The sequence below is a fragment of the Actinomycetota bacterium genome (assembly GCA_035765775.1).
Taxonomy (GTDB): Bacteria; Actinomycetota; CADDZG01; order JAHWKV01; family JAOPZY01; genus DASTWV01.
Window position 1 is genome coordinate 123605 of the sequence record DASTWV010000009.1, and the last position, 22460, is coordinate 146064.

Below are 22460 nucleotides of genomic sequence, written 5' to 3' on the forward strand. Positions count from 1 at the left end.
CCACCCAGCCTGGAACTCGGTCGGGACTAGTTTTTCACCAGCTTGAAGGCGTGGTTCCAGCCGCCCGTGCGCATGCCGTAGACGACCCACAGGATGCACAGCGGCTCCAGGAGCCGGGCGCCCTCGATGCCCCCGATGTCGGTGATGTGGTCCCGCCAGCCGAAGGCCTCCAGGATGCCGGTGACCTCAGCCTTGGCGGGGTCGTCGTTGCCGCAGATGAACATGTCCGGCGCCCCTTCGGCGAAGCTGGGGTCGACCATGTAGGGCGCTCCGATGATGTTCAGCGCCTTGACCACCCGGGCGCCCGGCAGCCAGCGCTGCACCTGCTCGCCGCCCGAGTCGGTATGCCCGAGGGCCAGGCCCGGCGGTGCCCCGTGGGAGAAGTCCAGCGGGTTGGTGACGTCGATGAGCACCTTGCCGGCCAGCCGCTCGGCTCCCGCCAACTGGAGCGCCTGCTCGGTCCCGGTCCAGGAGGTGGCCAGCACCGCCAGCTCGGCGAAGGCGGCGGTGTCGGCGAACGTCCCCACCGAGGCGCCCGCTCCGGCCGACTCCCTCCACGCAGTGACCTTCTCGCCCGCGGGGTCGCGGGTGCCCATCATGACCTGGTGACCCCGGGCGGCGAATCCGGTCCCGAGCGTTTGCCCCACCACTCCCGACCCCAGCACGCCGATCTGCATCGTGAGGCTCCCTTCTCGATCTCAGCGACATATGCGTGACTCCGGGGGCCTACCCGAACTAAGGTGCACCCCCACGGAGCAGGGTCAAGCATTCCACCAAATTTGGACAACACTGGAGGGGCGGATGGATGACGAGCGGGCAGCGGCCTTGCTCAAGGCGGAGCGGGAGCGGGTGACGGAGTTGCTGGAGCAGCGGACGGCCATCCGGGAGGCGGAGAAGCAGGCGGCGGGAGAGACCGGGGATTGGATCGACCGGGCGGTCCCGTTGACATCCGAGGAGATCAACGACGCACTCGCCAACTCGCTCCGGGCACGGCTGGACGCTGTGGGCCGCGCCGAGAAGCGCCTGGCCGGCGGCACCTATGGGCGGTCGGTACGCAGCGGCCAGCCGATCCCCGATGAGCGTCTGGAGGCGGACCCGACCGCCGAGCTGACGGTGGAGGAGGCCCGCCGGCGGTGAGCCTCGCGGTCCGGCCCGCGGTCCCGCCCGACTGCCCGCGCCTGGTGGGCCTGGTGCGGGAGCTGGCCACCTACGAGCAGGCCGCCGACCGGGTCCTGCTGACCGAGGAGTCCCTGGCGGCAACGCTGTTCGCCCCGGACCCCAAGGTGTTCGTCCATGTGGCCGAGCTGGACGGCGACGTCGTGGGCATGGCCCTGTGGTTCCTCACCTTCTCCACCTGGCGCGCCTGCCACGGCATCTGGCTCGAGGACCTGATCGTCACCACGCCCGCTCGGGGCAGGGGCGCCGGCCGGGCACTGCTCGCCCACCTGGCGGGTGTCGCCGAAGCGGCGGGCTACGCCCGGGTGGAGTGGTCGGTGCTGGACTGGAACGACCCGGCGATCGGCTTCTACCGCCACCTGGGGGCCGAGCCGATGGACGAGTGGACCAACTACCGGCTGTCGGGGGCGGCGCTGGCGGCGCTGGCCGCCGAGGCCGGACCCCTTCAGGAGCCCGTTGCGGGGTAGGAGAGCTCGGCGTACCAGTCGCCCCGGCCCTGCGGGGTGAGGTCCAGCAGGTGCCAGGTGGGGGTGAGCTGGTCGATGCCCCGTTCCCAGAGGTCTTCGGAACGCTGCGGCTTGCCGGTGTAGGTGTGGCGCACCGCCCCGTCGGCGTCCTGGACGAACACCGACACCGTCGAGCCCTGGTTGCCCTCGGCGTCCTCGCTGCCCAGGTCGAACTTGAAGGCGCTGTCGGCGGCACTCAGGAGGCGGAGGTGGTCCCAGCCCCGGTCCCGGGCGTGGGCACGCAGGGCCGGCAGGTCGGCGGCGGCCACCACCACGAGGTCGGCGTTCTGGGCGATGTGGTGCGCCACGCCGTTGAAACCGTCGATCCACATGGTGCACATCGGGCACGGGGTGGCCTGGGCCTTCCCGTACATGAGGTGGTACACGATGAGTGGCCGTCCGGGGGCGGTGAACAGCTCGCTCAGGCGCACCCGGCGCACCGGCGCATCGCTGGCCGCCAGGTCGGCCGGGCCCTCCAGGAAGGTGTAGTCCTCCACCACCGGGCCGCGGGGCAGTGCCCGGCGCTGGGCGGCGACCCGTTCCCGGGCAGCGATCAGTTCGACCTCGGCCAGGCGGAGCTCCTCACGCCGGGCGAGGTACTCCTCGGTCTCTCCTGCCAGCCGGGTGTAGCGCACGGGAACCTCCTTTGGGTTGGTGACCCCAGGGTAGGAGGGTCGCGTCGAAAAGTCAACCGTTCGGTTCAGTATTGCATTTGGGTAGAAACTCTGGACATGGTCCAGGTGCGGCGGGTGTATGAGGAGCCGGGCCCCGGGGATGGTTCCCGGGTGCTGGTGGACCGTCTGTGGCCGCGGGGGCTGGCCAAGGAGGCGGCCCGGATCGACCAGTGGTGCAAGGCCGTGGCCCCCTCCAACGAGCTGCGCCGGTGGTACGGGCACGACCCGGAGCGTTTCACCGAGTTCGCCCGCCGGTACCGGGCGGAGCTGGAGGAGCCGGAGCGGGCGGAGGCGCTGGAGGACCTGCGGGCCCGGGCGGGGGCCGGGCCGCTGACGCTGCTGACCGCCACCAAGGACGCCGGCCACAGCCAGGCGGCGGTGCTGGCGGACCTGCTCGGGGGCGGGTAATGCGGCTCCGTGTCCGCCTGCGTGAGCCTGCATGCGACGATGGCTTTCTGATGACATTTGACGCCGGGAATCTCAAGCCGCACGACATCGACGCCCCCGAGCGGGCCAGGCCCGGCAGCCGGACCCCCGCCCGGGTCCACGTGGTGGACGAGGGCCGGGTGACCAGCCGGTCCGACTACCTCGCCACCGAGGAGCCCCTCGAGATCCGGGTCGCCGGCCCCACCGGCACCGGCAGCCAACGCCTCGCCATCACCATGCGTACGCCGGGGGCCGACTTCGAGTTGGCGGTGGGGTTCCTGCACGGCGAGGGCATCCTCGGCGGCCCCGGGGACCTGCAGAGCATCCGGTACTGCGTGGACGACGAGCTCGACGCCGAGCAGCGCTACAACGTGGTGACGGTGGACCTCGCCGGCGGTGTTCCGGCCGACTTGGCCGAACTTGAGCGCCACTTCACCATCAACAGCGCCTGCGGCGTCTGCGGGTCGGCGACCCTGGCGTCTCTCCACCAGCGGGGATGCGCCCCGGTCGCCCCCGGCCCCCAGGTGGCGCCGGACACGATCACCGCCCTCCCGGACCGGCTCCGGGCCGCCCAGGGGGTCTTCCGGACCACCGGTGGCCTGCACGCCGCCGGGCTGTTCGACGCATCCGGCACTCTGCTCGCCGTCCGGGAGGACGTCGGGCGGCACAACGCGCTCGACAAGCTGATCGGGTGGGCGCTCCTGGGCGGCCGGCTTCCCCTCGAGGGCCACATCGTCATGGTGAGTGGGCGGACCAGCTACGAGATCGTCCAGAAATGCGTTGCCGCGGGTGTCCCCGTCGTCTGCGCGGTCTCGGCGCCCAGCAGCCTGGCAGTCTCGCTTGCCCGGGAGTTCGGCATGACGCTGGTGGGGTTCCTGCGGGGCAGCCGCTTCAATGTCTACGCCGGCTGGGAGCGGATCGCCGCAGACCCCGAATGACGCTCTCCGGGTTGGTGCTGGCCGGCGGGCGGAGCCGGCGCATGGGCCGGGACAAGGCGTTGATCGGCTACGAGGGTGAGACGCTCGTGGAGCGGGCCGCCCGGCGCCTGGCCGAGGTGTGCGACGAGGTGATCATCGCCTCCGGCGACGGGCTCCGGCTACCGGTGCCGGGATGCCGGCAGGTGGCGGACGCCGTTGCCGGGGCCGGTCCCCTGTCCGGCCTGGTGGCAGGCTTGGAGGCGGCCGGGCATCCCCTGGTGGCGGTCGCCGGCGTGGACATGCCGCACCTCAGCCCGGCGCTGTTCCGGCTCCTGTTCGTGCGCCACGCCGGTGAGCCGGCGGTGGTGCCCGAAGTCGGTGGCCAGCTGGAACCTCTCCACGCCCTGTACGCCCGATCGGCGGCCCCGGCCCTCCGCTGCCGGCTGGAGGCGGGCGAACGCCCCCTGCGGGCGGCGGTCGAGGGCCTGGGGCCGCTGGTGGTCGGGCCGGAGGTATGGGGCGCGGTGGATCCGGAAGGCCGCTTCGCCGAGAACCTCAACCAGCCGGGCGACCTCGACATTGTCCCGAAGGCCTTCGGGGCCGAAGGCCGTTACCGGCGGTAGTGGTTCCGCGGGCTCCCGTCGTAGGAGCCGGTCGCCAGGCAGCACGCCTTGAAACCGGCGTCCGGAGCCGCACGGGCAGGGGTCGTGGCTGCCGAGCTTCTCGGTCAGTTCCCGGTCGCCGTGGACGACGCGGTCGCCGCGCTTGACGTGGCTCTCGCTAAGGAAAGCCCCGTCGTCGTTTGCCGTCCTCTCGAAAGGACGCCAGCTCGCCGTCGTCTGCCATGGCCCTGACCTCCGTGCGGTCACCCCAGAGTAGCCCTACCGGGCGATCGCTCGCGAGGGCCAGGGCAGCATTCAGTAGCATCGTGCAACTCATTCCCTCACCGGGGGCGCTGCCAGCTCGCTTCCGGGTAGAGGGCGCTGGTGGTCACGATGCCGTCCCGGGCGCCGGAGGTGGCATCGACCACCTCAATGGTGATCGGGCCCGAGCCGATGCTGACCAGGAGGCGGGTGCCGGAGGGGTCCCAGTCGTCCAGGGTGCCGTTGGCCCCCGGCACCACCTGGGCCTTGCTGCCGTCCGAATTCTCGATGGTGATCTGCGGTACGTCGGCCGTGCCCGAGTTGAAGGCGATCCGGTTGCTGGTTGGGGACCAGACGGCGTTCCTTCCCGGGCCGAGGGTGCGGAGCCCGGAACCGTTGACGTCGACGGTCTTGATGGAGCCGCCGTTGGTGGTGGTGAACGCGAGCTGGGTGCCGTCCGGGGACCAGGTGGGATCCACGCCGTCGGGGGCCACCATGTGGGCACCCGACCCGTCGGCGTTGGCGATGAACACGGCGTTCAACTGGGTCTCAGTGCGGAACATGGAGTAGGCGATCTTGGTCCCGTCGGGCGACCAGCGGGGGTTGTAGGCCGGGGCCGCCAGTTGCCGGGGCGCCCCGCCATCGACGGCGGCGATGTCGAGCTGGTTGGTGTGCGGCACCGGAGCGCCGGGGTTCACCGAGAAGGCAATCTGTTGGCCGTCGGGCGAGAGATCGGCCGGCGTGATGTAGGTGGTGTAGGGGGTGTTGACTGCGGTCCCGGTCGGGTTGGCCTCCACCACCTGCGCCCCAGAGCCGTCGGGGTTGGACACCACGACGCCCCGGCTGTCGCTCCATATGACCTTGCCGGTGGCCGGCCCCGGCGATGGCGCCTGCGGGGGCGAGGCAACCGGGACGGGCGCCGACGGCGACGGCCGGCGCGCCGGGGTGGGCGATACCCCAGCGAGACCCGGTGAGGGCGAGGATGACGGGGACGCCGAGGGCCGCAGCGTCGGTGTGGGCGTGGGCGTGCCGGACGACCCAGTGCTGACCGCCGTCGGCGAGGACGAACATCCCACCGCCACCAGGCCGGCCATCAGCAGTACCGCCACCTGCGCGCGCCGTGTGCCCACGAGACCTCGTTGTGCCCGACGCTCTAGACGGCGCCCGGCCCGGGCTGCGGCCGGATGTCCTCGAGGCGCACGACCTCGCCGCACTCCGAGCATGTGGGGGTTGCGGCCATGGCGTGCCCGCACGGGGCGTGCACCAGCAACAGGGGAGGGCCGTGCTCCCCGGCCCGCCAGCGGTCGCCCCAGGCGATGAGCGACGAGATGATCGGGAACAGCTCCCGGCCGGCCTCGGTGAGGTGGTACCCGAAGCGTTCCGGGTGCTCGTGGTAGCGCACCTTCTCGAAGATCCCCTGCTCCACCAGGCCCTGGAGGCGGGCGGTGAGCACGTTGCGGGCGATGCCCAGGCTGCGCTGGAACTCGTCGAAGCGGGTGGTGCCCAGGAAGGCGTCCCGCAGGATGAGGGGCGTCCACCACTCCCCGACCACGTCCAGGGTGCGGGCCACCGAGCAGGCCATGTCGGCGAAGCTGGTGCGGTGCATGCCATCAGGCTAGCACCTGGTTGCATCATGCAACTCAGCACCGGACGCACCACCGCCGTATCCTCCGACCATGCCCGACACCCCCGATCTCGCGCCAGCTCTCGGACCCGATCTCGAGGCTGCCCTCGACGCCCTTTATGCCGCGCCCCAGGACGGGTTCATCGCCGCCCGGGACGCCCTGGTGAAGGATCTGCGAGCCGGGGACGCCACCGCCAAGGCCGCCGCCGTCCAGGTGAAAGGTCTGCGCAAGCCCTCAGTGACCGCGTGGGCACTCAACCGCGTGGCCCGGTCGAACCGCGAGGACGTCGCCGCCCTCTTTGACGCCGACCAGGCTCTCGCCCGGGCGCAGCGGGAAGGCTCTGGACCCGAAGCCCTGGGGCAGGCCACCCGGAAGCGGCGCGAGGTGGTGAAGCGGCTGCTGGATGCCGCCCTGGCGGCGCTCAGGGAGGGGGGCCACCCAGACTCGCCGGGAGCCCGGGACCGCATCGCACAGACTCTGACCGCAGTCGCCACCGACGACGCCGGCCGGGAGGCCTTCCGCCGGGGCCGGCTGGCGTCCGATCTCGAGCCCGCCTCGCTCTGGGAGGCGTCACCCTCGGGGGGCCCTTCGGGCCGGCCGGCACACGAGGACGGGGAAGCCCGGCGCGCGCCCGAGAGCCCGCTGCGCCGCCAGGCCGCCGACCTGCAGGCCCGGGCCGATGTCCTCGCCCAGGCCGCCGCCGATGCAGAGAAGGGGGCGGCCGCCGCCGAGCTCCAGTCCCAGGAGGCCGCTGCCGAGGCGGCCCGGCTCCGCCAGGTGGCCGACCGGGCGATGGATGTGGCCGTCGCTGCCCGCGCCCGGGCCGAGGAAGCTGCCGTTCGGGCCCGGGAAGCCGCCGAGGCCGCGTCCGGTGAAACCTGACCGGCCAGATCGCTACCCGCCGGGACCTTCCCGCCTGCCCCACTCGTCGCTCAGGATCGCCCAGCGCTCGTGGTCCCGCCAGTGGCCCGCGATCTTCAGGTAACGGGGCGAGAAGCCTTCCAACCGGAATCCCAGGCGCTGCGCCAGGGCCTTGGAAGCGAAGTTCTCCGGCTGCACATTGGCTTCCACCCGGTGCAGGCTCAGAGGCCCGAACGCCTGGCTGAGCACCAGGCCCAGCCCCTCGGTCATGTAGCCCTGGCGGGCGAAGGGCGCAAAGACGAAGTAGCCCAGGGAGGCGCTCTGGAACAGCCCCCGGACGATCTGGCTGAGGTTCGCCACGCCCGCCACGGCGCCGTCTTCGCGGCGGCAGATGAGGAAGGCTTCGAAGTCGGGCATGAGGGCCCGCGCCGCGTAGGCAGCGAACGCCTCGGCGGAGGCCGGCGGCGTGACCCACGGATGGTGCAGCGGGCGGCTGGCCTGCACGCCGGCCAAAAACTCGTCGGCGTCATCGAGCACCGGTCCTCGCACGAACACCCGGCCGTCAGCCAAATGCCACAAGTATGGAGCCGGTGCCTCAGCCCCCGTACCGGGCCGCCAGGGACCGGCCGATCTCGGCGAGGCGCTCCCGCACCTCGGGTGGGTCCAGCACCTCCACCATCCCGCCGAACGAAGCCAGGAAGAACGCCGCCTCACCCGGGGCGGCGAACTCCAGGACAACGGTGTCCTCGCCGGGGCCGGATGGGGGGTCGGCCGGACGGATGAAGCGGGCGGCGAACCGCAGGAACTGGGCCGCCTCCACCGGGTCCGCCCGGACCGTGACCGGGAACCGCTCCGGCGGGCGCATCGTGGCCGTGTGGGTGTGCCATGCCTGCTCCAGGTCGAAGCCGGCAGGCCGCTCGAGCGGTTCCTCGGTGACCGCCGCCTCCTCCACCCGGGAGACCCGGAAGGTCCGCACACCGGTCGGGGTCCCGGCCAGCAGGTACCACACGCCGTTCTTGGCGATCAGCCCGTACGGGTCGACCACCCGTTCCGACACCGTGCCGTCGCCCCGGCGGTAGCGCATCTGCAGGCGGCGGTCCGCCCAGAGGGCGTCCTGGACCCGGGCGAGGTGGGGCGGCACCCGCCGGGGCGCCATCCAGGGGTCGTTGTCGATGAGGATCCGGTCCTGGAATCTCGTCCCTCCCGGCGCGCCCCGGCTGGCCGCCGCCGCCACCTTCTGGGCAGCCCGGCCCACGTCCTCACCGAGGCCAAGATCGGCAGCCGGCCCGCTGCTGGCGAAGGCGAGCAGGGCGGAGAGCTCCTGCTCGGTGAGACCGGTGACGTCGGTCCGCCAGCCCGCCAGCAGCGACACGCCCCCGTCCCGCCCCTGGTCGACCACCACCGGCACGCCCGCTGCCCCCAGCGCCTCGACGTCCCGGTAGATCGTCCGGCGGGACACCTCCAGCCGGCGGGCGAGGGTCCCGGCGCTCATCCGGCCGTTGGCCTGCAGGAGCAGCAGGATCGACAGCAACCGGTCGGCACGCATACCCCGAGAATACGCCGATAATGATGACAATCGATGTCATATATGCCCCGGTAGCCTGTCTCTCGTCCGGCATTCCATCTGCGAGCTGAGGAGGCGGCGTGACAACCTTTGAGCTGGTCCCCAGGGGGCCCTTCTCGCTGGAGGAGTCGGCCATGTTCGGCTTCGGCCAGCGCCACCAGGACGGCTACGACTCGATGATGCGGCTGGCCTTCTGCGTCGATGGGTTCGCTGGGCAGGCGGCCGTGGCCCTCACCCAGCCGGGCGGGCTGGACGGGGTCGTCCACGGCGAGATCTACGCCCGGGTGGGCGATGCCCCCACCGAGACGATCGTCGCCCAGGTGGCCCGGGTGCTGTCGCTGGACCACGACGCCACCGGATTCCTGGCGGTCGGCGATCGTGACCCGGTGATTGCCGACCTTCACGCGGCGGCGCCCGGCCTGCGGCCGCCGCTGTTCTACTCGCCCTATGAGGCGGCGGTGTGGGCCGTGATCTCCTCCCGCCGGCCCCACGGTGTGGCGGAGCTCTGGCGCAGGCGCCTGTCCACCAGCGGCGGTCCGCCCCTGGCTGTGGCCGGCCAGACGATGTGGGCCCTGCCCACCCCCGCATCCATCGCCGTGATGGGGCCGAGACGGGTCGCCGAGGCCACGGGGATCGAGCTGGTGCGGGCGAAACGGGTGGTCGATGTCGCCGAGGCGGCTTGGGCGGGGGCGCTGGATGCCGACCGGCTCCGGGCCATGGACCCGGCCGCGGCCCGCACGCAGCTGCGGGCGATCCCGGGCATCGGACCGTTCTACGCCGACCTCATCCTGATCCGGGCCACTGGGGCGACGGACCTGTTCCCGGCAGCGGAGCCGAAGCTGCTGGCCCTCTTGGGGGACCTCTACGGCCTCGGCCGCCCGGCGACGCCGGAGGAAGCAACGGCGGCGGCCGAGGTCTGGTCGCCCTGGCGGACGTGGGCGGCGGTGCTGGTACGGGCCGCGGGCCGGCGGGTGCTGGCCGCGGCCTGACCCGCCGAGCGCTCCGGGGGCCGGCGAAGACTGCCCGGTGACCGCCCGCCGCCCCCGCCGCCCCCGCCGCCCCGGGCCCTCCGCCGGCCGCTCCGCCGAAGTCTGTGAGTGTTTAAGGGTGCTATAGGGTACTGAGCACTCACAGACTGCGTCGAGCATGAACGCCGCCGCCCAGCAGTCGATCGCCAACGGCCGGCTGCGGGGGCGCCCTCCAGGCGGCAATTTGGCCGGTCCCAACCAGGTACCTCCGGGGGCGCGCCGGGGGCACCGGCGGTTCCTCTCTCGGGTTGGTCCGGTGGCCCGGGCTTGGGACCGCTAAGCCTCGCTGTGAGCGTTCTTCTGGGCGGGCGCCGCTGCCTCGGCCAGCCGGGCCAGGTTCTTGAGGTTGGAGCGGATCATGCGCTGCACCATGAACGGGGTCATCAGCCGCATGCCGGGCTGGAGCCAGTAGGGCTTGTAGTTCTGCGGCCGCACTTCGCACGTGTAGTCGATGACGGTGCCCGTGCCCGACGCCGCGAGCGCGTAGCGGTGCGAGAAGCGCACGTGCCAGGTGGGCCGGCGGGCGCGGTCCAGCCGCGACTGGGTGTCGAAGCCGAAGCGGTGGCCCGGCTCCGCCTCCACCACCACTGAGGTGTCGACGAAGGACGCGGCTGCGCTGGACGCGCCGCTGGACGAGAACCGGTCCCCCACCACTGCCTGCCCCCGCGGGGCATCCAGGCTCAGGAGCTTGAACGCCTTGTGCTTGGCCTGCTCGCCGGCCCAGACCTTGTGGGCATTGACGTCGGCCAGCAGGTCGTAGACGCCGGCGGGCGAGGCCGTGGTGGGCACAGCGACGTGGAAGGTGAGGATGGGCTTCTGCTCGGACATGGCTGGCCTCCCGGCTTTGGGGCCCGACGGGTCGCCGGGCCATGTGCCAACGCTACGGAGGCAGCCGCCCTGGGTCATGAGGAGTTCTCCTCACGTGCGGTCGCACGGACGGGTTCAGACCGGTTCCAGAGTGGCCAGCATCCCGTGCTGCATGGCGAACAGGGTGGCGGTCGACCGGCTGGATGCGCCGATCTTGGTGTAGATCCGCTCGATGTGGTTGCCCGCGGTCTTCGGGGTGATGCCCAGGGTCCGGGCGACCTGCCGGGTGGTCGCCCCCCGGGCCACCAGCACGAGGACCTCGACCTCGCGCGGCGTCAGCCCCGCCGGGGCGGCGGGCGTCCCCACCGTGCGGTGGCCGGAGACCTCCAGGACGGCATCCACCGCCGATGCCTCCAACCGCCCGGCGTGCGCCTCGGAGCGCAGGTGGGCGGCGGCGTCCTTCTCTGACCAGCCTGGGCGGTAGGGCCGGTCCTCCAGGAGGGCGTGGTAGACGTCGGCCACGGCCAGGTAGCGCCCCAGCAGGGGGATGTCCGCCCCCCGGGCGCCCCGGTGGTAGCCGGAGCCGTCCAGGCGCTCATGGTCCGACGACGCCACGTGCGCGAGGGTCGCCAGCGCAGCCGGCCGGCGCAGCATCCGCTCACCGAAGTAGGCGTGGAGGCGCAGCCGCTCCCGCTCGCCCTCGGTCAGCGGACTGGCCTTGTCCCAGACTGCGTTGGAGATCCCGGTGCGCCCGATGTCGTGCAGCATCCCCGCCCGGCGCACGGTCACGGCGTCCTGGTCGGGCAGCCCGGCGGCCCGCACCGCCCGGGAAGCCAGATGGGCAACGCCCCGGGAGTGGCCGGAGAACCAGGGCGACTTGAGGTCGGCGATGTCGGCCATCACCTCCAGCACCTGGTCGAACTCCTCCGCCGAGAGCGCCGGCCGCGGGCAGGGCTCGGCGGCCACCACCCGGTCCCAGGTGGCTTCGTCCAGGTCGGTGAGGATCTCGGGTGCGGCATCGGCGAAGGCGTTGACCAGCTCGGGCGAGTACTGGGTCCCGGCGAAGGCCCGGGCATGGTCGACGGCCCCGCCGATCCCGTCCCGCCGGTAGTGCACCTCCGTGCTCTCGGCGAGGTGCATCAGGGCCACGGAAGCGGGGATCTCGTCGCCGGCGCAGCCCCGCGGCAGGCCCTTGCCGTCCCAGCGGGCGAAGGTCTTCAACAGAGCCTCGCCCACCCGCCCGTCGAGGCCAACCCTCCCCGCTACCGCCGAGGTGATGGCGCAGTGCGCCTGGAAGGAGGCCTCCACGTTGTGCCCGGCCGACAGCACGATCCCCGCCGCCGCCTTGACCCGGGCGCCCGGCGACCGCCCGGACCCGGCCCGGCCGAGCGAGTACAGCATCATGGCCAGCTGCGACGGCCCGACGTGGTAGACGCCGGCCCGGAAGGCGATGTCGTCGCCGAAGATCTGGACCAGCTCGAAGGACTCGGCGGTGCAGACCGTGGCCAGCAGAGTCACCCAGTAGACCTCGGTGCGCTGCTCGTCATCCAGGCCCAGTCGCTCTGCCATCCGCTGGGCGATGAGGCAGGCGCGCAGCACGTGCTCCATCGGCTGCCCCAGGGAGAGGTCGGTGGACAGCGACAGCACGCCGAGCAGCTCTGACAGCCGGATGCCCGGCGCAGCGGTTCCCGTCGCCATGTCCCGCCCTCCCCGGAGAAACGGTACCTCACGGCGTGAGGCGTGATCTCACGCCCTGTGGGGCAGAGCCATCCCAAGCCCCGTGGGGGGAGAGAGGAGCAGCATTCATGCCTCGCACATCAAAGCAGGAGGCGCCCGTCCTGGTGGACGAGCCCGTGATCGAGGCCCGCTACGTGGACCTCAACGGCACCACGGTGGGCTACGAGAACCACAAGGCCGACATCGACCCCGGATTCCTGTTCCAGGGTCTGCCCGACGACCGCTGCCAGTGCCACCACTGGGGCACGGTGGTCACCGGCAAGGTCGTGTTCCGCTACGCCGACCACGACGAGGAGTTCGTGGCGGGCGATTCCTACGTTGCCGGCCCCGGGCACCTGCCCCTGATGTTCGGCGGGACCGAGCTCATCGAGTTCACCCCGACCGCGGAGCTGCACCAGACCATGGCTGTGATCGGCGCCAACCTCGAAGCCGCGAAAGCGCGCCAGTGAGTGCCGCCAACGGGAGCGCCATCGAATCGCTTGCCGATGGCCTCAGGCGCTTCCTCCTGACCGGTATCGCCGACGAGGAGGTCTTCGCCGCCGACGTGTTCGTGGACTTCACCCTGCCGCAGTGGTGGGTGCAGCTCACCGGGCGGGATGCCCTGGTGAACCTCCGGCTCCGGTCGCACCCGGCCATGGGCAGCGTGCCGTCCTGGCGGGTGGACCCGACCCCCAGCGGGTTCGTGGCCGAGTTCACCGAGCGCTGGAACGCCGACGATGGGGATTGGTACTGCCGGGAGATGGCCCGGGCCGACGTGACCGACGGCAGGATCTCGGCGCTGTCGGTGTACTGCACCGGCGACTGGGACCCGGCGCTGCAGGCCAAGCACCGGCAGGCGGTCACCTTGTTGCGGCCTTGACGGCGGTAACAGTCCAGGCGACCGGTTCTTCGGGGTCGTAGCGGCACCAGGCCCCGGTTTTCACCGAGTGGCGCAGGTGGCGGCCCAGCTCGGGGTGCGAGCCCTCGATCAGGCCGATGGCGTGGCGGATGCGGGCCGTCACCGTGCTACGGGCTCGTTCGGCGGGGTGCCCCGGGTGTCGGGGGCGCCCCCCGAGCCCGTAGGCGGCCCGTAGGGCATCCAGAAGGGCGTCCCGCTCCGCCCGGGCCCGGCTGGCCCGCTCCAGGTCCGAAGCGGAGTCGGCATCGTCGATCTCTCCGTCCAGGTCTCGCAACCGGCGCTTGAAGGTCTCCCTCCCGGTGGCGTCCAGCACCTCGCCCAAGTCACCGGGCGTACCGGGCAGATCCCCGCGTTCTGGTGCGGGTGCGCCCCCGGGCGTCGATCGTGCTCCGGTGGCCAGGTCCAGGGCGGCCATGGCCTTGCCCGGGTTGGCCACGAGGCGGGCGAGGTCACGCAGCCCCTTGGAGTCCGGCAGGCGGATCTCCCGACCGGCGAAGCCGAGGGTCCAGACCCTGCCGTCCAGGCGGAGCGTGCCGCTGGACTTGGCGCCCGCGCTCCCGAGCGGGTTCGCTGCCGGCCCGCCGCGGATCCGGTCGAGGGCGGTGCGGGCCTCGGCTTCCAGCAGGGGGGCATCCAGAGACCGGGCCCGGGCGGCCGCGGCCTCGAAATGCTGCACCGCGGCGTCGAGGTGACCGAGCGCGGTCGCAAGCTGGCCCAGGGGGCGCTCCACGGAGCCGCGCACCGCGGCACCGCCACCCTCCACCAGCATCAGGCCACGGTAGGGGTGCAGCATGTCGTACGCGACGGATGCCACCGGGTGGCCCCCCAGCTCCCATACCACCTCCGCCAGCTGGCCCAGCATCGCGAGCAGTTCCGAGTCCCTGGGGGCGTGCTTGAGCAGGGGTGCGGCCCGGTCGAGGGAGGCCCGGGCCGCCGCCGGCTGACCCAGGGCAATCTGGCTCCGGGCCAGGGCAACGACGGGCCACACGCCGGGGATCGCACCAAGGTCGCTCTCCTCCAGGACCCGGGCGACATCCTCCCCGTCGCCGGTCACCAGGTCCAGGCACCAGCGCAGCGTGTAGCCGTGGATGGTGGCGTTGAAGCTGCCGGTGCGTTGGCTGAGGGCCACGAGCTCGCTCAGGTGTCGCCGGGCACCATCCATGCTGCCGTCCAGCAGGGCGGCCATCGCCCGCCACATCGGCACGTACCAGCCGTACAGGGCCTGGTGGCGGGCGGCCGTGCTGCGGGCGAAGGCGTCGATCTGTTCGCCGGCGGCGGCGAGGTCGCCCACCTCCAGCAGCGCCGCCACCCGGAGGCGCCGGGCCATGAGCTCCAATTGCTCGTCGCCCAGACCGGTCGCCAGGACCAACATTTCGGCCGTCTCCTCCAGCCGGGTGGCGACGTGGTCGGGCCCGGCGACGGCGTCGCAGTGCGCCGCCAGCGCCCCGGCCACCGCCCGGGGATCGCCCACCGAGCGGGCGACGGCGACCGCCTGCTCGGCCAGCTCGACCCGCCGGGCCTCCGACTCCACATAGGTGAGCGCCAACGACAGACGGGCAAGTAGCTGCGACCGCAGTGCCGATGGGTCGGGACCCAGCGCCCGCAGCGCCTCTTCGACCGCGGCGATCTGGATGTCGTCCAGCATCGTCACGTCGAAGCCCGCCGGTCCCGACCCCATCCCGAGTGCCGCTTCAGCGAGTACCTGGGTGTCGCCCCGGTCGCGGGCCCGGGCCGCTAGTTCGGCATAGGCTGCCCGGGAGGCGGTGGTGTCGCCAGCAGCCAGGAGGGTGGAGGCCAGGCACCGGAGAAGCCAGACCTCGTCGCCGGCACCGGGACTGCGGTGGGCCGCCGCATGCGCCTGGGCATACAGCCGGGCGGCCTCTTCGTAGGCGAAGCGGGCCATGCACCGGTCAGCGGCGGCGGCGGCGTAGCGCACTGCCTTAGCGGGCGCCTCGGGCCCGGCCGCGGCGGTGAAGTGCCGGGCGGCATCTCCGGCCAGATCCGGCCGGTTGGGGAGCAGGGCCTCGAGCGCCTCGCCGGCGCGCTGGTGGAGTTCCGCCCGCTTTGCCGCCGGGATCCGTCCGATGACCGCCTCGCGCACCAAGTCGTGTACGAAGGATGCCTGTGCGACGTCGGCCGTGACAATCAGTCGTGCATGACGCGCCTCGTCAAGCAGGTCCAGGACCTCGGAGAGGGGCCGGGCCGCGATGCCGGCCACGACGGCCGGGTCGACGGTCTCGCCCATCACCGAGGCGGCTTCCAGCACGGAGCGGCAGCCGGGGGAGAGTCCGTCGAGTTGCCGGCCCAGGACTGCCCTGACCGTCACCGGCAGATCCGCCGGGTCCCCGGGCAGGTCCAGCAGCCGGGCCAGCTCGCGCGCGAAGAGGGGGTTGCCGCCCGTTCGCCGGTGGATGCGCCGGGTGGCGCCGGGCTCCGCCGCTTTCGGCGATACGGCGGCGACCAGATCCCCCAGCTCCTCTTCCGGGAGGCCCCGCAACTCGATGGCGTGGGCCGGCCGGATGTCTCCGCCCGGCTCGCCCGACCGTTGGGTGGCCACCAGCACGAGGGCGGCCGCCGGCAGCATCGGTGCGAGGAACCCCAGCAGCAGCCGGGAGGCGGCGTCCGCCCACTGGAGGTCGTCGATGACGATGATCCGTGGCTGGCCCGCAGCCATGCGCAATACCTGGACAGTAGCGTCGAAGAGGCGGAGCCGTCCGAGCTGGTCGCCGTCGTGCGCTAGCCCAGCCGCCCCGTCGGGCGTGCCCTCCATGGCGCCCAGCGGCCCAGCCGCCTCCGGGCCCAGATCCCGCAGCACCTGGATCCAGGGCCAGTAAGGATGGGCCTCGGCTCCCTCCCCGCACTGGCCCCAGGAGACCGCGAACCCGCGCCGCCTTGCCTCCGCGACGGTCTCCTCGGCCAAGCGCGTCTTGCCGATGCCTGGCTCGCCGCCGATCAGCACCAGCTGCCCCCGCCCGCCGGCAGCCTGCTCGAGGATCGCGACCAGCTCTGCCAGCTCGCGCCGGCGCCCAACGAAGCCCGATCGCTGCCCTGCGGGGCCGCCCGCCCCTGTTGCCATCAGGTGAATTCTTACGGCACCGCCTCCTTCGTGCCCAGGGCGAGCGCCGCCCGCGCCAGGAACGCCTTCTCCTGCGCGTTGGCGGTGAGCTCCGTGGCCTGGTGGTACTCGCTCCGGGCTTCCTCGATGCGCCCCATCCGCTTGCACAGGTCGGCCCGGACAGCGTGGAAGAGGTAGAAGCTGGCGAGGTCAAGGCCATCGACTGCCCGCAGGCCCGCCGCCGGGCCATGGACCTCGGCCAGGGCCACCGCCCGGTTGAGTGCCGCTACCGGGGTCGGTGCGACGGCGAGCAGCTGGTCGTACAGCGCCAGGATCTGCCCCCAATCGGTGTCCGCCATCGTCGGGGCGTCGCTGTGCACCGCATTGATGGCCGCCTGGATCTGGTAGGGACCGGGCTGGTTGCGCCGCAGGCACGCCCGCACCAGGGCCTGGCCCTCGGCGATCAAGGCCCGGTCCCAGCGGCTGCGGTCCTGGTCGGCCAGCAGCACGAGCGCCCCCTCGGCGTCGGTCCGGGCGGCGCTGCGCGACTGGGTGAGCAGCAGGAGGGCGAGCAGGCCCAGCACCTCGGGCTCGTCCGGCATGAGCTCGGCGAGGAGCCGGGCCAGGCGCACGGCCTCGGCGCTGAGGTCGGCCCGGCCCAGATCGCCACCGGCACTGGCGGTGTGGCCCTCGGTGAAGATCAGGTAGACGACCGCCAGCACCCCGCGCTCCCGGGCCGGCAGCTCGGCGTCGGCGGGGATCCGGTAGGGGATCCGGGCGTCCCGGATCTTGGCCTTCGCCCGGAAGATGCGCTGGCCCATCGTCGGCTCCGGTACCAGGAAGGCCCGGGCGATCTCCGCCGTGGTCAGCCCGCCCAGCAGGCGCAGCGTCAGGGCCACCTGGGCGCTCAGGGCCAGGGCGGGATGGCAGCAGGTGAAGATCAGGCGGAGCCGGTCGTCGCGCACGGGATTCTCCTCGTCCGTCTCGCCTGCCTCCCCGGGGGCGAGCAGGAGTTGGGCCTGGGCCTGCCGGTCGCCCCGGGAGGCTTCCCGGCGGAGCTGGTCGATGGCCCGGTTGCGGGCCGTGGTGATGATCCAGCCGGCGGGACTGGGCGGGATCCCGCCGGCTGGCCAGCGTTGCAGTGCCACGCTGAACGCCTCCTGGATCGACTCCTCGGCCAGGTCGATGTCGCCCAGGACCCGGGCGAGGACCGCCACCGCCCGGCCGTACTCGGCCCGGAAGACGGCCTCGACGGCCTCGGTGCCCGCCCCGGCTGGGACCGGGTCCTGGATCACATCAAGCCCCCTGTGCCCGGCTCACTCGCTCTGGAAGGGGCGCACCTCGACCGGCTCCATGCAGGCCGCCGTGGCCTTGGCGGCCCAGGCGAGGGCGGCATCGAGGTCGGGGGCCTCGATCACCCAGAAGCCACCGACGTGTTCCTTGCCCTCGACGAATGGCCCGTCGGTCATCAGGACCTCTCCCTCCTGCACCCGGACGACAGTGGCCGAGCTGGGCGGGTGGAGTCCGCCGCCGAACACCCAGACGCCCTTGGCCTGCATCTCGCCGTTCAGGGCGTCGACCTCCTGGTACGCCCGCTGCAACTCGTCGCCCTCTCGGGGTGCGTTGCCCTCCACCGAGTGCACCGTCAGCATGTACTGGGTCATGGCTCCTCCTCTGGGGCTTGGTTGTGGGCTACTGGGTTGCCGGGATGGGGCGGTAGGTGAGCATGACCACGCCGTCGTCGGCCGGGGCCACGTCCTGGAGCGCCAGCCCGGTCGGCACGCCGTGATCGCCGAACAGGCGCTTGCCGCCGCCCAGGATGAGCGGGTAGACCATCAGCCGGTACTCATCCACCAACCCGTTGGCCACCAGGGTCTGCACCAGGCTGCGGCTGCCCGCCACCAGCAGGTCGCCTCCGGGCTCGGCCCGCAGCTTGGTGAGCTCAGCGACGACGTCGCCCCGGATCACCTGGGAATTGTTCCAGGTGGCCTCCGCATCGCGGAGCGTATTCGAGACCACGTAGTGCTTGACCCCGTTCATCCGCTCGGCGAAGCCCTGCTCGTCCTTGATGTTCGGCCATGCCTGGGCGAATCCCTGGTAGGTGGTGCGGCCGAGCAGCAGGGCGTCGGCAGCGAACAGCTCGTCCAGCTTGTATTTGTCGCCCGCCGGCCCCCGCTGGAACTTGAAGGCCCACCCGCCCCCCGGGGTGCCCTCGGCGCCGCCCGGGTCCTCCATGACGCCATCGAGGGTGATGAACTCGCTGACCACGATCCTGCCCATCGCTGCGCTCCCTCCGTGTGGTGACCGGCGCTTTCCGGTTCCTCACCCTCCAAACGAACGGGTTCCGGCGCCTTCGACAACCCGGGCCAAGAAAAGTCGCAAGATTTCGGACCGGGGGTTCCGCCCGTCGTCCTTCGGTCGGCGGGGCCTCCCCGTGCCACTCCGTGGGAGGCTGTTCGCCATGCGATAGTTCTCGGCATCCAAGCAGGCAAGGGGGGCGGATGGAGCCAGTGGACGTTGCACGGGGGTACATCGAGGCCTGGAACACCCGGGATCCTGAGCAGATCCTCGCAGTGTTCACGGAGGGAGGGACGTACGAGGACCCCACGAGCGGCGGCCCGATCAGCGGGCCGGGGATTGTCGGCTACGTCACCGGGCTGCTCACCATGTTGCCCGATCTGTCTTTCGACATCGTCGACGTGGGGGCGGTGAGCGGCAGCGCGAAGGTGACCCTCCAGTGGGTGATGCGGGGGACGAACTCCGGCCCGCTGCCCGCAGGGCCGCCCCTGGGCCGCACGATCGCGGTGCCCGGTGTGGACATCATCACGGTGTCGGGAGACAAGGTGGCCTCGGTCCAGGGCTATTTCGACATGCAGACCACGTACCAGCAGCTGGGCCTGAAGGCCGAGCCGATGCCCGCCGATGCGATCGGTCCGTTCACCTTCGGTACGGCGGCCTACGCCCAGATGGGCAACCTCACCAAGCCCGGCGCCCTCAGTTTCACCGCCATCGACGTGCGGAACGACGCCGACCGGCAGGACGTCTTCCAGCGGTCCCAGCTCATATCGATGGAGCTGCTTGGGCTGCCGGGGTTCATCGGCTTTCTCGGCATCACCACGCCGGACCGGATGTTCACGGTGACCGCGTGGGACGACGCCGATGCGCCTGCCCGGCTGCGTTCCCAGGGCACGCACTCCGAGGCAGTGCGGGCGTTCTTCAATGGCGACGTGGGAGGAACGGTGACCCTCACCGTATGGGCCCGGAGCGGATCAAGCAGCACATCCGCTGCCCGGAGTGCGGCAAGGTCACCGAATCCAGCCGGGGCACGTGCGCCAATGGCCACGCCCTGCCTGAGGAGCGGTACTTCTGAGATTCCCGGCTGCCGGGGCCGGGCTCTGACGCGTTCGGGGTCCACCCATGCGGCCCCTCCGCCGAACTCGGGGACATTCGTCCCGGCCAATGGGACAAATGTCCCTCGAATGATGCGGGCGGCGATCCGGGTCCGGCCCTGACGCGTTCTGGGTCCACCCATGCGGTCCCTCGGCCGCCGCCCACATCATTGCAGGTGGATTCACACGCTTTTCGGGTGCAGATTGACCTCAATGCAGCAGCCCCAAAGGCAGCGGCCTCAAAGGGAGCGTCCTCAAGCGCCCAAGCCGGCCGACTGCCTACCCGGCCGGCGACTGGCCTGCCGACACCGTTACCTCCGGGTTCCGCAGCAACGTCTGCAGGACCACGCAGTAGCGCTCGGTGGTGGCCACCAGGCTCTCCACCTCCTCGGCGCTGGCGTTCGTCCGCAGATCGAACGACAGCCGGATGTTCGAGAACCCCACCGCCACGTCCGGGTCCATGCCCAACGTCCCCCGCATGTCCAGGTCGCCCTCGGCCCGCACCGTGCCGCCCTGGACCTCGATCCCCCGGTTGATCGCCACCGCCCGAAAGGTGACCCCGGCGCAGGCAACGAGGGCCTCCAGGAGCATGTCGCCCGAGCAGAGCAGCGTCCCGTCGCCGCCCGTGGTGGGGTGCAGGCCCGCCTCCGCCAGGGCCTTGCCGGTGCGGACCGAGCACGAGACCCCCTCGTCGCCCAGCTCCCCCTCGGCCCGCAGCACGACGAACGCGGCTGCGGGGTCCTCCCGGTAGCGGGCCTTCAGAGGCCCCTGGATGCTGCGCAGTGCTGCTCTATCCACCCGTCCCTCCTCATCCCTTCCGATCACGTGAGCCTACGCCGCCCCAGCGATTGCGGGGCCCCGCTCTGCTGCCGCACACTGAAGGGCACCAGCGCCCGGGGCAGCCGGCCCGACGCCCGGCCTCAGGAGGGGGAACAGTGAGCCTCAATCTCGGCCTGCTGCTGCGGGAGAGCGCCTCGGCCTACCCGGACAACATCGCCCTTGCCATCGGCGACACGGATCTCACCTACCGCACCGTCGATACCCTCGCCCGCCGATTCGCCGGCGCCCTGCGCGCCCTGGCTGTCGAGCCCGGCCGGCCCGTGGCCTTGCTCATCCCCAACGTGCCCCAGTTCACCATCTGCTACTTCGGCTGCCACTACGCCGGGAACCCCGTCGTGCCCCTCAATGTGCTGCTGACCCCCGACGAGATCGCCTACCACCTGGAGGACTCGGGGGCCGCCGCCCTGGTGGCTTGGGAGGGCTTCGCTCCCGGCGCCCAGGCCGCCCACCAGCGGGTGGACACCTGCGCCCACCTCATCCTCGCCAAGGCCAACCCGACCGACCTGACGGCACCTGAGGGGGCGTACAACCTCACCGCCGTCATCCAGGCCGCCGACCCGGTCGGCGAGCTGCCCCCCACGGAAGCCGACGACACCGCCGTCATCCTCTACACCTCGGGCACGACGGGGAAACCGAAGGGCGCTGAGCTCACCCACTTCAACCTGTTCTTCAACGCCCTCACCTTCGCCACCAAGGTGGTGCTCCTGGAGCCCGGTACCGTGGCGCTGGCCACCCTTCCCCTCTTCCACATCTTCGGCCAGACCTGCATGCAGAACGGGCCGCTGGTGGTGGGTGGCACGGTGGTTCTGGTGCCCCGCTTCGAGCCCAAGGCGGTCTTCGATGCCATGGAGAGCCGGAAGGTGTCCTTCTTCGGCGGTGTCCCCACCATGTATGTCGCCCTCCTGCACTACCCGGAGGCCGCCCAGTACGACCTCAGCAGCCTGCGCCGCTGCGTGTCGGGCGGTGCGCCGATGCCGGTCGAGGTCATGCGGGCCTTCGACGAGAAGTACGACGTCTCCATCCTCGAGGGCTACGGGCTCTCCGAGACCTCGCCCGTGGCCACCTTCAACCACCTGCACCGGCCCCGGAAGCCGGGCTCCATCGGCACGCCGATCTGGGGCATCGAGCTCCGCCTGACCGACGAGGGGGGCCGCGTCATCGACGCCCCCGACACCCCGGGCGAGATCGAGATCAAGGGCCCCAACATCATGAAGGGCTACTGGCGCCGCCCGGCGGCCACCGCCGAGTCGATCCACGACGGCTGGTTCTCCACCGGGGACATCGCTATCCGGGATGCCGACGGCTTCTACTTCATCGTCGACCGCAAGAAGGACATGATCCTGCGGGGCGGCTTCAGCGTGTTCCCGCGGGAGATCGAGGAGGTGCTCTACGCCCATCCCGCAGTCGCCGAGGCGGCCGTGATCGGGCTCCCCCATCCGGCGCTGGGCGAGGAGATCCACGCGCTGATTGTCCTCAAGCCCGGGGCGGCCGCCACCGAGGAGGAGCTGATCGCCTACTGCCGCGAGCACCTCGCCGCCTACAAGTACCCCCGGGGCGTGGTGTTCCGGGACGCATTGCCCAAGACGGCGACGGGCAAGATCCTGAAGCGGGAGCTGCGGGCCGACCTGAGCGGCTGACCCGAACCGGCCCCGAACCGGCCCCGGGCCGCCGCGGATAGCATGCGCACATGGAAACCCACCGCACCCCCCTCGCCCCGGGCCGCAACCTCGGCATGGACCTCGTGCGCGTCACCGAGGCCGGTGCCCTGGCGGCCGCCCACTGGCTGGGCCGGGGCGACAAGGACGGCGCCGACGCGGCGGCGGTGGACGCCATGCGCTCCATGCTCTCCAGCGTGTCGATGGACGGGGTCGTGGTCATCGGCGAGGGGGAGAAGGACGAGGCCCCCATGCTCTACAACGGGGAGCGGGTGGGCGACGGCTCCCCGCCGGTCATCGACATCGCCGTCGACCCGATCGAGGGGACCACCCCCACCGCCCTCGGCCGGCCCAACGCCCTGGCGGTGATCGCGGCCAGCGAGCGGGGCACCATGTTCGATCCCGGCCCGTGCGTCTACATGGAGAAGCTGGCGGTCGG

25 protein-coding genes are annotated in these 22460 nt (G+C 72.0%); 12 read left to right on the plus strand and 13 right to left on the minus strand.

Annotation, left to right across the window (positions count from 1 at the left end):
- Positions 1-26: 26 nt before the first annotated feature.
- Positions 27-677, minus strand: a complete 651-nt coding sequence (locus VFW71_01845) for an NAD(P)-binding domain-containing protein (GenBank protein HEU5001507.1) — start codon at positions 675-677, stop codon at positions 27-29.
- Between the two features lie 124 nt (positions 678-801).
- Between VFW71_01845 and VFW71_01850 the strand changes: the two genes are divergently transcribed.
- Both VFW71_01850 and VFW71_01855 read left to right on the plus strand, forming a co-directional pair.
- The gene (locus VFW71_01850; protein ID HEU5001508.1) at positions 802-1137 is read left to right on the plus strand and encodes a dksa/trar family transcriptional regulator; all 336 of its coding nucleotides are present in this window, start codon (positions 802-804) and stop codon (positions 1135-1137) included.
- Positions 1134-1643, plus strand: coding sequence for a GNAT family N-acetyltransferase (locus tag VFW71_01855; GenBank protein HEU5001509.1), 510 nt, complete (start codon positions 1134-1136; stop codon positions 1641-1643). The genes VFW71_01850 and VFW71_01855 overlap by 4 nt, the downstream gene beginning before the upstream one ends.
- Here VFW71_01855 and VFW71_01860 read toward each other — a convergent pair.
- Positions 1622-2317 carry a DUF899 family protein gene (locus tag VFW71_01860; protein HEU5001510.1) on the minus strand — a complete coding sequence of 232 codons (696 nt, stop codon included), beginning with the start codon at positions 2315-2317 and terminating at the stop codon, positions 1622-1624. The genes VFW71_01855 and VFW71_01860 overlap by 22 nt on opposite strands.
- A gap of 96 nt (positions 2318-2413) precedes the next feature.
- Between VFW71_01860 and VFW71_01865 the strand changes: the two genes are divergently transcribed.
- From VFW71_01865 to VFW71_01875, 3 genes are read left to right on the plus strand one after another with little or no spacing between them, the layout of a single operon-like run.
- Positions 2414-2764, plus strand: a complete 351-nt coding sequence (locus tag VFW71_01865) for a DUF488 domain-containing protein (protein HEU5001511.1) — start codon at positions 2414-2416, stop codon at positions 2762-2764.
- Between the two features lie 50 nt (positions 2765-2814).
- Positions 2815-3720 (plus strand): formate dehydrogenase accessory sulfurtransferase FdhD, encoded by a 906-nt coding sequence (fdhD, locus tag VFW71_01870; GenBank protein HEU5001512.1) that lies wholly within the window; start codon positions 2815-2817, stop codon positions 3718-3720.
- Positions 3717-4322 (plus strand): molybdenum cofactor guanylyltransferase, encoded by a 606-nt coding sequence (locus VFW71_01875; protein HEU5001513.1) that lies wholly within the window; start codon positions 3717-3719, stop codon positions 4320-4322. The genes fdhD and VFW71_01875 overlap by 4 nt, the downstream gene beginning before the upstream one ends.
- Positions 4323-4642: 320 nt before the next feature.
- On the opposite strand, the gene VFW71_01880 is transcribed toward VFW71_01875, so the two are convergent.
- Together VFW71_01880 and VFW71_01885 are read right to left on the minus strand one after the other, a co-directional pair.
- Positions 4643-5692, minus strand: coding sequence for a hypothetical protein (locus tag VFW71_01880; GenBank protein HEU5001514.1), 1050 nt, complete (start codon positions 5690-5692; stop codon positions 4643-4645).
- 23 nt (positions 5693-5715) lie between these two features.
- Complete coding sequence (locus tag VFW71_01885; protein ID HEU5001515.1) at positions 5716-6168, minus strand: helix-turn-helix domain-containing protein; 453 nt, start codon at positions 6166-6168, stop codon at positions 5716-5718.
- Positions 6169-6238: 70 nt separating this feature from the next.
- Here VFW71_01885 and VFW71_01890 point away from each other — a divergent pair, with 70 nt between their 5' ends.
- Positions 6239-7069, plus strand: a complete 831-nt coding sequence (locus VFW71_01890; GenBank protein HEU5001516.1) for a hypothetical protein — start codon at positions 6239-6241, stop codon at positions 7067-7069.
- Between the two features lie 12 nt (positions 7070-7081).
- Here the strand turns inward: VFW71_01890 and VFW71_01895 are convergent, their stop codons facing one another.
- Positions 7082-7618 carry a GNAT family protein gene (locus VFW71_01895; GenBank protein HEU5001517.1) on the minus strand — a complete coding sequence of 179 codons (537 nt, stop codon included), beginning with the start codon at positions 7616-7618 and terminating at the stop codon, positions 7082-7084.
- Positions 7619-7643: 25 nt separating this feature from the next.
- Positions 7644-8594 (minus strand): transcriptional regulator, encoded by a 951-nt coding sequence (locus VFW71_01900; GenBank protein HEU5001518.1) that lies wholly within the window; start codon positions 8592-8594, stop codon positions 7644-7646.
- Positions 8595-8692: 98 nt separating this feature from the next.
- On the opposite strand from VFW71_01900, the gene VFW71_01905 reads away from it, so the two are divergent.
- On the plus strand, positions 8693-9601 hold the full coding sequence (locus VFW71_01905) for a DNA-3-methyladenine glycosylase 2 family protein (protein ID HEU5001519.1): 909 nt from the start codon (positions 8693-8695) through the stop codon (positions 9599-9601).
- Between the two features lie 315 nt (positions 9602-9916).
- On the opposite strand, the gene VFW71_01910 is transcribed toward VFW71_01905, so the two are convergent.
- Positions 9917-10468 (minus strand): SRPBCC family protein, encoded by a 552-nt coding sequence (locus tag VFW71_01910; GenBank protein ID HEU5001520.1) that lies wholly within the window; start codon positions 10466-10468, stop codon positions 9917-9919.
- 114 nt (positions 10469-10582) lie between these two features.
- Positions 10583-12145, minus strand: a complete 1563-nt coding sequence (locus VFW71_01915) for an HD domain-containing phosphohydrolase (GenBank protein HEU5001521.1) — start codon at positions 12143-12145, stop codon at positions 10583-10585.
- A 107-nt stretch (positions 12146-12252) separates the two neighbouring features.
- Between VFW71_01915 and VFW71_01920 the strand changes: the two genes are divergently transcribed.
- Both VFW71_01920 and VFW71_01925 read left to right on the plus strand, forming a co-directional pair.
- On the plus strand, positions 12253-12633 hold the full coding sequence (locus VFW71_01920; GenBank protein ID HEU5001522.1) for a cupin domain-containing protein: 381 nt from the start codon (positions 12253-12255) through the stop codon (positions 12631-12633).
- Positions 12630-13043, plus strand: a complete 414-nt coding sequence (locus tag VFW71_01925; GenBank protein ID HEU5001523.1) for a hypothetical protein — start codon at positions 12630-12632, stop codon at positions 13041-13043. The genes VFW71_01920 and VFW71_01925 overlap by 4 nt, the downstream gene beginning before the upstream one ends.
- Here the strand turns inward: VFW71_01925 and VFW71_01930 are convergent.
- The 4 genes from VFW71_01930 to VFW71_01945 are packed head-to-tail and all read right to left on the minus strand — an operon-like array spanning position 13024 to position 18417.
- Entirely contained in the window at positions 13024-16158 is a 3135-nt protein-coding gene (locus VFW71_01930; GenBank protein HEU5001524.1) for an AAA family ATPase, read from the minus strand. The genes VFW71_01925 and VFW71_01930 overlap by 20 nt on opposite strands.
- A gap of 11 nt (positions 16159-16169) precedes the next feature.
- The gene (locus VFW71_01935) at positions 16170-17432 is read right to left on the minus strand and encodes a sigma-70 family RNA polymerase sigma factor (GenBank protein HEU5001525.1); all 1263 of its coding nucleotides are present in this window, start codon (positions 17430-17432) and stop codon (positions 16170-16172) included.
- Between the two features lie 21 nt (positions 17433-17453).
- Positions 17454-17801, minus strand: coding sequence for a YciI family protein (locus tag VFW71_01940; GenBank protein HEU5001526.1), 348 nt, complete (start codon positions 17799-17801; stop codon positions 17454-17456).
- A gap of 28 nt (positions 17802-17829) precedes the next feature.
- Entirely contained in the window at positions 17830-18417 is a 588-nt protein-coding gene (locus tag VFW71_01945; protein HEU5001527.1) for a dihydrofolate reductase family protein, read from the minus strand.
- 230 nt (positions 18418-18647) lie between these two features.
- Between VFW71_01945 and VFW71_01950 the strand changes: the two genes are divergently transcribed.
- Positions 18648-19649 carry an ester cyclase gene (locus VFW71_01950; protein HEU5001528.1) on the plus strand — a complete coding sequence of 334 codons (1002 nt, stop codon included), beginning with the start codon at positions 18648-18650 and terminating at the stop codon, positions 19647-19649.
- A gap of 156 nt (positions 19650-19805) precedes the next feature.
- On the opposite strand, the gene VFW71_01955 is transcribed toward VFW71_01950, so the two are convergent.
- The gene (locus tag VFW71_01955; GenBank protein HEU5001529.1) at positions 19806-20324 is read right to left on the minus strand and encodes an OsmC family protein; all 519 of its coding nucleotides are present in this window, start codon (positions 20322-20324) and stop codon (positions 19806-19808) included.
- Between the two features lie 137 nt (positions 20325-20461).
- Between VFW71_01955 and VFW71_01960 the strand changes: the two genes are divergently transcribed.
- Both VFW71_01960 and VFW71_01965 read left to right on the plus strand, forming a co-directional pair.
- Positions 20462-22003, plus strand: a complete 1542-nt coding sequence (locus VFW71_01960; protein ID HEU5001530.1) for a long-chain fatty acid--CoA ligase — start codon at positions 20462-20464, stop codon at positions 22001-22003.
- Positions 22004-22053: 50 nt separating this feature from the next.
- The coding region (locus tag VFW71_01965) for a fructose-bisphosphatase class II (protein HEU5001531.1) at positions 22054-22460 on the plus strand (407 nt) is incomplete at its 3' end.

Bases quoted from the DNA above. Each gene is read 5' to 3' on its own strand.
- VFW71_01845 (HEU5001507.1), bottom strand. From the start codon at position 677: ATGCAGATCGGCGTGCTGGGGTCGGGAGTGGTGGGGCAAACGCTCGGG.
- VFW71_01850 (HEU5001508.1), top strand. From the start codon at position 802: ATGGATGACGAGCGGGCAGCGGCCTTGCTCAAGGCGGAGCGGGAGCGG.
- VFW71_01865 (HEU5001511.1), top strand. From the start codon at position 2,414: ATGGTCCAGGTGCGGCGGGTGTATGAGGAGCCGGGCCCCGGGGATGGT.
- fdhD (HEU5001512.1), top strand. From the start codon at position 2,815: ATGACATTTGACGCCGGGAATCTCAAGCCGCACGACATCGACGCCCCC.
- VFW71_01875 (HEU5001513.1), top strand. From the start codon at position 3,717: ATGACGCTCTCCGGGTTGGTGCTGGCCGGCGGGCGGAGCCGGCGCATG.
- VFW71_01885 (HEU5001515.1), bottom strand. From the start codon at position 6,168: ATGCACCGCACCAGCTTCGCCGACATGGCCTGCTCGGTGGCCCGCACC.
- VFW71_01890 (HEU5001516.1), top strand. From the start codon at position 6,239: ATGCCCGACACCCCCGATCTCGCGCCAGCTCTCGGACCCGATCTCGAG.
- VFW71_01900 (HEU5001518.1), bottom strand. From the start codon at position 8,594: ATGCGTGCCGACCGGTTGCTGTCGATCCTGCTGCTCCTGCAGGCCAAC.
- VFW71_01910 (HEU5001520.1), bottom strand. From the start codon at position 10,468: ATGTCCGAGCAGAAGCCCATCCTCACCTTCCACGTCGCTGTGCCCACC.
- VFW71_01915 (HEU5001521.1), bottom strand. From the start codon at position 12,145: ATGGCGACGGGAACCGCTGCGCCGGGCATCCGGCTGTCAGAGCTGCTC.
- VFW71_01920 (HEU5001522.1), top strand. From the start codon at position 12,253: ATGCCTCGCACATCAAAGCAGGAGGCGCCCGTCCTGGTGGACGAGCCC.
- VFW71_01930 (HEU5001524.1), bottom strand. From the start codon at position 16,158: ATGGCAACAGGGGCGGGCGGCCCCGCAGGGCAGCGATCGGGCTTCGTT.
- VFW71_01940 (HEU5001526.1), bottom strand. From the start codon at position 17,801: ATGACCCAGTACATGCTGACGGTGCACTCGGTGGAGGGCAACGCACCC.
- VFW71_01945 (HEU5001527.1), bottom strand. From the start codon at position 18,417: ATGGGCAGGATCGTGGTCAGCGAGTTCATCACCCTCGATGGCGTCATG.